This window comes from uncultured Rikenella sp. (assembly GCF_910579375.1).
In the GTDB taxonomy this organism is placed as follows: domain Bacteria; phylum Bacteroidota; class Bacteroidia; order Bacteroidales; family Rikenellaceae; genus Rikenella.
The window spans coordinates 1-7,421 of the sequence record NZ_CAJTUJ010000087.1 but is presented as its reverse complement, the minus strand read 5'-3'; the positions used below and the strand labels follow the sequence as shown (position 1 = coordinate 7,421).

6 protein-coding genes are annotated in these 7,421 nt (G+C 58.9%); 1 reads left to right on the top strand and 5 read right to left on the bottom strand.

Annotation, left to right across the window (positions count from 1 at the left end):
• Positions 1–292 precede the first annotated feature (292 nt).
• The 5 genes from QZ302_RS07395 to QZ302_RS07375 form a co-directional block, all read right to left on the bottom strand.
• The gene (locus QZ302_RS07395; RefSeq protein WP_294594093.1) at positions 293–1,132 is read right to left on the bottom strand and encodes a prephenate dehydrogenase; all 840 of its coding nucleotides are present in this window, start codon (positions 1,130–1,132) and stop codon (positions 293–295) included.
• 23 nt (positions 1,133–1,155) lie between these two features.
• On the bottom strand, positions 1,156–2,325 hold the full coding sequence (locus tag QZ302_RS07390; protein WP_294594091.1) for an aminotransferase class I/II-fold pyridoxal phosphate-dependent enzyme: 1,170 nt from the start codon (positions 2,323–2,325) through the stop codon (positions 1,156–1,158).
• 28 nt (positions 2,326–2,353) lie between these two features.
• A complete protein-coding gene (locus QZ302_RS07385; RefSeq protein ID WP_294594090.1) occupies positions 2,354–3,196 on the bottom strand; it encodes a prephenate dehydratase in 843 nt (280 codons plus the stop codon).
• 636 nt (positions 3,197–3,832) lie between these two features.
• Positions 3,833–4,507 (bottom strand): transglycosylase SLT domain-containing protein, encoded by a 675-nt coding sequence (locus QZ302_RS07380; RefSeq protein ID WP_294594088.1) that lies wholly within the window; start codon positions 4,505–4,507, stop codon positions 3,833–3,835.
• Between the two features lie 51 nt (positions 4,508–4,558).
• Positions 4,559–6,676, bottom strand: a complete 2,118-nt coding sequence (locus tag QZ302_RS07375) for a putative porin (RefSeq protein WP_294594086.1) — start codon at positions 6,674–6,676, stop codon at positions 4,559–4,561.
• On the opposite strand from QZ302_RS07375, the gene QZ302_RS07370 reads away from it, so the two are divergent.
• A complete protein-coding gene (locus QZ302_RS07370; RefSeq protein WP_294594084.1) occupies positions 6,655–6,921 on the top strand; it encodes a hypothetical protein in 267 nt (88 codons plus the stop codon). The two genes, QZ302_RS07375 and QZ302_RS07370, sit on opposite strands and share 22 nt — an antisense overlap.
• Positions 6,922–7,421: the final 500 nt, after the last annotated feature.

Genomic DNA, 7,421 nt, shown 5'->3' with positions numbered 1-7,421 from the left:
TTTGGTTTGAGGGGACTGGCCTCGGGCCGGCCGGGCCCCACGTCCCGTGGACGGGCGAAACTACGTTTCGCTACGGCAGCCTCTACCCTATTCTTCGGCCGCGCGCGGATGAGCTTTGACCCGCCTCAAACTGTTCTCGTTGGCTTCGCCTTCCTCCTCGCCGCTCGGCAATTTGCAAACTGCGTTTGCATTGCCCCGGCTGGTACTGTTCTTTCTGTGAACAGAAAGAACCAAAGAAACTTTAGACGGATGCTAACGTATCCTCAAAATGCCGCGCACCGAACCACATCCCCTAATGAATAATCCGACGGATGGAGTTCGCCTTCCGGATCGCAGACTGCAATCCTTCCGCGTCGTCCCGCTCGATCATGTGCCGCATAATCTGAAGCTGGTGGATGTGTTCCCGAAGGACGTCCAATACGTTGTATTTGTTTTTCAACAGAATCGGAATCCACATCTCGCCCGAACTCTTCGCCAGACGAACCGTGCTCTCGAACCCTCCGCCCGCCAAGGCGAAGATCGCCTCCTCCTCGCGCTCCTTCTCCAACACCGTCAGCGCCAGGGCATAAGAGGTGATTTGCGAAATGTGGCTCACATACGCCGCATGCAAATCGTGCTCCTCCGGCTCCATCCTCAAAATCGGCATCCCGATCCGGCTGTATATCTCCTCGACCTGCGCCAGCGCGTCCGGATCGCTCCGATCACCCTGACAGATCACCACCGAACGTCCCGTAAAAGCGCCTCGCACAGCCGCCTCCGGCCCCGAATACTCCGTCCCCCACATCGGATGGGTCGCCACGAACCGACCCCGACGCGCATGTTGGGAAATAACTTCGCAGAGCTCCTCTTTGGTCGACCCCATGTCCATTACCACCTGCCGATCCACCCGGTTAAGGATCTTCACGGCCTGCAAAGGGATGGCATTCACCGGGATCGCCAGCACGACCAGATCCGAAGCGTCGACCGCCGCGTCGAGCGGCAGCAGCTCGTCCACCAGCCCGAGTTCCAACGCCTTGACCGCATGGGCCGGATCGCGATCCACACCGATCACCCGGTCGGCCAGTCCCTGATCTTTCAACGCCAGGGCGAACGACCCGCCGATCAGCCCCAGTCCGATTATCGTTGCAATCATCTCGTTTTTCGTACCGTTTACGTCTATTTGAAAAGCCTTTCCCACACCCGCTGCAAAGTCGCCTCGTCGGCGCAGAGCGACACCCGCACGTACCGTTCTCCTTCGGAGCCGAAAATACCGCCCGGGGTCAGGAAAACCTTGTTTTCATCCAAAATCCGGTCGATAAAACCGTAACAATCCGTCCCGGCCGCCAAAGCCGTATCCGGCAGGCGCCCCCACTCGAAAAGCCCCATCTGGCCCGGCCGCACGGTACAGCCCAAATCCTCCAGTATCCGCACCGCCCACGCCTCGCGGCTCCGATAGGTGCGATTGACTTCGGCGTACCACTCGTCACCCAGCTCCAACGCCACGGCCGCCGCCTGTTGCATCGGCACGAACATGGCATTGTTCAGATTGCTCTTGCACCGCAGCACAGCCGCCAGCACATCCTCGCGCCCCACCATCATCCCGACGCGCCAGCCGGCCATATTCTGGCTCTTGCTCAGCGAGTTGAGCTCCACGGCCACCTCCCGCGCCCCCGGAACGGCCATCAGGCTCTGCGGGGCGTCGTTGCGGATAAAGCTGTAGGGATTGTCGTGCACCAGCAGGATACCGTGCCGCCGGGCGAAATCGACGAACCGTTCGAAAAGCCCCGCTGTCGGCGCCGTCCCGGTGGGCATGTGCGGATAGTTGAGAAACATCAGTTTCACGCCCGACAGGTCACGCCGTTCCAACTCGTCGAAATCGGGCATCCAGCCGTTCGCTTCGGTCAGCCGATAGTCGTCCACGATCCCGCCGGCCAGCCGGACGGCGGCGGCATAAGCCGGATAACCGGGATTCGGAACCAGCACCCGGTCGCCGGGATTGACGAAGGTCTGGCACAGATAGGTCAGCCCTTCCTTGGAACCGTACAAGGTGAGCACTTCGCGCATCGGATCCAAGGTCACGCCGTACTTCCGGTCGTACCACTCGGCGATGGCTTCGAGCAGCACACGCTCGCCCTTATAATTGGCATATCCGTGGGTATGCGCATCCCGGGCTCCGCGGTACAAGGCCTCGACGACCGACGGATGGGGCGGCAGGTCGGGACTCCCGATGCCGAGGTTGATGACATCGAATCCGGCCCGCCGCATCTCGTCGATCTGGGCCAGTTTCTTGGAAAAGTAGTACTCTTTGACTTCGCCGAGCCGGTCGGCGATCTTCAGGTTCGTCATGGTCGCTTGTGCGTTGAATTTCTGTCGTTTAAATATGTATCCCGCGGGTGTATTCGCCGTAGACGGTCAGCCCGTCGCTCACGGAGCGCATGTGGGCCACTGCCTCCCGGTATTCCCAAACGTCCTCGAACTCCATATCGAGGTGAAAAAGGTAGTGGAAGGGGTCGCTGGGCACGGGGTAGGATTGCAGTTTGGTCATGTTGATGTTGTAGCGCTCCATGGTGTTGAGCACGCTGGCGAGTGTCCCTTTCCTGTGTCCGACCTGGAAATAGAGGGAGGCTTTGTTGATTCGCTCCTCTCCGACGATCCGGTCGGTCGGGCAGTCGGCGCTCCGACGCAAGACCATAAACCGGGTGTGGTTGTTCTTGATGGTATTGATCTCGGGGGCGATGACTTTCAGGCCGAAGAGCCGGGCGGGCAGCTCGCCTGCAATAGCGGCGGCATGTCGCACGCGTTGCTCGCCCACTTGCCGGGCGGAGAGGGCGGTGTCTTCGGTCTCGACGAGACGCCACCCTTTGTCGTCCAAATAATCGGCGCACTGCAACAGGGCCATCGGATGGGACCACACTTCGCGGATCTCGCTCAACTGGACGTCGGGCAGCACGAGCAGGTTTTGCCGAATCTGCAAATAGAGCTCGCCGACGACGCGCAACAGACGATCCTGCAACAGGCCGTAATTGGGCAGAATGCTCCCGGCGATGGAGTTCTCGATGGCCATCAAGGCTGCATCGGCGCTCCCCTCTTCCAAGGCTCGCACCACGCCCCGAAAGGTGGCGCAGGGAACGATCTGTATTTCTTCGCCGAAGTATCCTTCGGCGGCGATGTGGTGGAAACAGCCTTCGTATCCTTGTATCGCTACGCGCAATCCCATATAAACCGGTCTCTTCTTGTTTAATTGTTCAATTATCTGTACCTGCTCGGGAGGGTACTGTTCTCTTTGTGAACAAAGAGAACCAGAAAAACTTTAGACGGATGCTTGCGCATCCTCCAGCTGCCGACGGCCTAAGTCTCGGTTGGTTCGTTGGGCTGTGGTTTTCCGGCGTAGCGCACTAAATAATTGGGCATGATACCCTAAGCGCGCTCGCCGAGAAAACCCAGCCCGACAGATTCACGAAACATGAGGACTGCGGAGCCTGAGGAGTAGCGTAGCTATCACGAAAGTCTTTTGGGTACCTTTTCTTCAGAAAAGGTACGGTTCCATCCGGGTAGATACAGTAAACGAACGGTTAAAAACGAAAGACCCGGCTCTTCAGAGGAAGAGGCCGGGTCTTTGGTTAGCAAATATTGCGTAAATGGTAAGCAATCGTTTTACAAGGACAAAGAAGACGCAGACCCCTCTCCGAAAAACCGGCGGCGGTAATAATAAAAGGGCGAATAAAAACCCTCCGTCCTGCTATGTCCGAATTCCAGTTTCATGCTGTTTTCGCCGGATGTCTGCCGCGGCAAGGCCGATCGGCAGCAGATTCCGAGTGCAAATATACGTCTTTTTTCGACGTTGCAATATCCGTCAGATATATTTTTCGCAGTATTCGGCATATCGGGCCATCACTTTGTCGACGAACTGGAGCGTTTCGGTGCCGTCGAAAGCGCCGCTCCGCACCGCTTCGTCGTCCACCCACTCCGGCGAGCCTTTGATGGATACGTATTCGCTGAGGCGGTTCCAGGAGTTATGGTTCACGCCGTGTTTCACGGCCAGCCGACGGGCGTCGATGATGTGCCCCATCCCGGCGTTGTAGCAGGCCAGGATAATCCGCAGGCGGTCGTCTTCCGAAGTCCGGCTCCCGAACCGCAAGGTGCGTTCGATCCGTTGGATCAGCCGCACGGCCATCGAGATATTGACTTTCGGGTCGATGAGCTGTTCGGCGGGTACTCCGAAGTCGGTGGCGACGCTCTCCATCACCTGCATGAGGCCCAAGGCTCCGCGGTGCGACCGGGCGTGGGGATCGAAGCGGGATTCCTGGCAGGCGATGGCGGCCAGAAAGCGCCAGTCCATCCCGGCCTCTTCGGCGGCCTGCCTCAGCAGGGGGTCGTAAGGCGATATCTGTCCGCGGCTGGCGATCTCCACCTGTTCGGCGGTGGGGGCTACCGAGGCAATCACCTGTCGGGTGCCGGAGCAGCCGACGAAAGTCAGATCCGATACGAGCAAAAGTGCAAGAACAAGTCCTGTTTTTTTGAGATTCATCCCTCGTTTTTATAGGTCGGGAGAGCAATTCTCATGCCAATGCGATCCGCGTCAGTCGTAGAACGACCACGAAAGTCCAACCTTGAACATCATCCGGTTCTGGGGATAATCGACCACTTCGAAGTAGCGGTTATCGCCGAACAGGTTGCAATTCCAGTGCTGGAGTTTGAGCCTCAGTCTCAGCCGTTTCCACTTCGCTGTCACGAAGGCGTCCAACGAGGGGTAGTTGCCTAACTTCACGCGATCCTGCGTATAGAACTGTCCGATGGCGGGGTTGTAGGCGTAGGCATAATACTCGGTATTATACCGTCCGTCGACGCCGATCTGCATGTGGAGCACGTTCCGGACGATGTCGAAGCCGAAGAAGTAGGACAACGATGCGCTGAGCAGGGGCACCGGAGCGACCGTCTGGTCGGAACTCCATTGCATGAGCACCCTATGGTTCAAGTGAAATCCGCCGAGGCGGAAATCCTTGCGCAGATAAAGTCCCATCACGTTGAGCATGCCGGTGTGCTGCTGAGGAACGACGTTCGGCCCGTAGTAGACTTTGTCTTTGGTCAGGGCGTAACTTCCTCCGAGTTCGATCCCGTAGTCGGGGACGGTGAATGCGGCGGTGATGAGCGTAGTCTTCTCTTTGGAGAAGTGGTTGAGCCACGCGTAGTGGTTCGAGAAGTAGTTCTGCTGCCAGAAGTCCGGCTCGCGCAGCGAGAAGCGCACCGAGGCGTCCAATTTCAGCGGTTTTTCGCGGACATAGGCCGCGAGCGACAGGTTGCCGCCCACATGGAAATCGCCGCTCCGGTACCCGATCAGGTGGAGTTTGGCGTCGGCCGACCAGCGCATGTAGCGGCTGACGGCTCCCTCCAGTCCTCCGTAGACGTAGATCGAATTTTTGCCTTGTTTCCCTCCGTTGCCATAGAGCCCGCGATAGGGTTCCGGCACGTCGTAATAGTATCGGTTGAACTCGTCCCCCACTCCGGCGGTCACGAGGCCGAGCACGCCGTTCCGATCGTAAGGCTGGAGTTGCATGAAGAGTTTGACGTCGGTCATGGCCTGCCGCACGGAGTCGTAGGTTCCGTCGGGGGTGACGTAAAAATGGTCGTAGAACGGCGGCACGACGGGATCGTCTCCTATTCCTGTACCGTCATCCGGATCGGCTTTGACGGCATCGGAATAGACCTTCCGGAAGGTGGTATGCTGGAAGGATTGGCCGACGTAAATGGTCGGTATCCCGGACAAGGTCAGGTCGTCGGAAACGCGCTGCCGGCGCAGGGGAATGGCCAGGGACTGGGTCCAGTAAAAGGTGTGCCCTTTGTACTGATTGCGGGCGTCGGCTTTTCCGTCCAGCCGAACGGGGATGTTCTCGGTCATGTCGTAGACGGTGTCCATCACGTCGCGCATGTCCTGAATCCCGCCGTTTTCCTGAATGTCGCCTACGTTATAGATATATCCGCCGTGAATGGCATAGCGTTTCCCGGTGTGTGCGAAGTTGGCGGCAAAGTACCTGTCCAAGGCTTTTTGCCGCTCGTACTGCCCGCGCATACCGTCGGAGTTGTATTCGAGGTTGATGGAGCTGGAGGGGGAGATGTTCTGCGAGATGACGGCGTGGAAGATTTGTTCTTCTTTCGACCGTTCGCCGGACATCTGGTAGGAGATGTTGGTGTAGGGCATCTTGGCGTTATAGAAGAGCACCTGTTCCGGTGTCATCAAATAGGGGGCCCATGCCTGTACGAAGGAGAAGTTGCGGAATTGGGGCCGCTGGAAGTAGTCGAGGGGAATGCTGGCGCCGCCGAGGTTCCCGAGCGAAGCGCTGCCGACGCCCTGGCGCATAAAGGGGTAGTCGATGTGGAAATCGGCGAGGGTGGTATCCAAGTCCCGCAGGGTGATGTCGTTGTCGTCGAGCGAAACGGTCCAGGCGAAGATGCGCTGTTTGCGGGTGGAGTCGTCGAAATAGAAGGATTCGAGGGGTTTCTTAGGTCGCCGCGCTTTGTCGATGGTGTCGCGTTCGATCATCTGGCTGGGCAGCAGGCCGGAGGAGTTGCTGGAGCTGTTGTCTACGGGATAACGGATCACGGTACCGCTGCCGTACTGCGCCCGGGCCGACATGGCGCAGCCGAGCAAGAGGCCGAGCAGGGCGAGGCGCAGAGCGTATGTCCGTCGGGATTTTCCCATCGACTTTTTTTCAGTGGTTATCAGTTTGTTCTCGTTCGCCAAGGGCGGTCGAGGGAGTTGTCGCCCCGGGCTACCGCGGTGGCAACGAAGGCTTATTATGGGGCGGCGGAGGCCTCGGGTATGGTTGGGCATCCGGGACGAGCGGCATAGATGGCGGGCATCTGCTTTTCTACATGCAGGGTCTCGATCCCAGCAGCTCGTACAACCGTGTCTACGGTTTTCAGTTGCGTTGCCTCTCGGAATAAACGGGGACAAGAGGCACGCGGTGGGCAATGGGCTGGAGTTACCCTATATTAAGTGCCTCTACCCCATTTCAATTTGACTTTACGGTCGGACGTCCGCCTGTGGCGTTCGCTGCGCTCCGAGGACGGCGACCTAAAGGTCGCGATAGTTCCGCCATCAACACCCCACCTTCTGTAGGGTTCGGGCCGCGCGCTCGGGGGTGGGCCAAAGGCCCAGCGCGCAGGCCCGGCGGTTCTACGAACCGCACTACTCGCTCTCAGTTCAAGCGGTCGAAGCCTGCGGGGCCCAAAGCAACGTCAGTTGCGGGCCGCCCGTGGGCAGGCGTCCGGCCCGCGCGGCTCTATGAGCCGCAAGAGCTCAGCCCATTCACCGCCCAGTCTGTCGAGTTCGTCCTCGCCCTGTTTGCAAAAGTTCGCCGCCAGCGGTGAATGCAACGAGCTCCGTCGAGTTGCAGTCCGCCGCGCGGGGTGGCGGCGAACTGCGCGGCTCAAAGAGCCGCAGA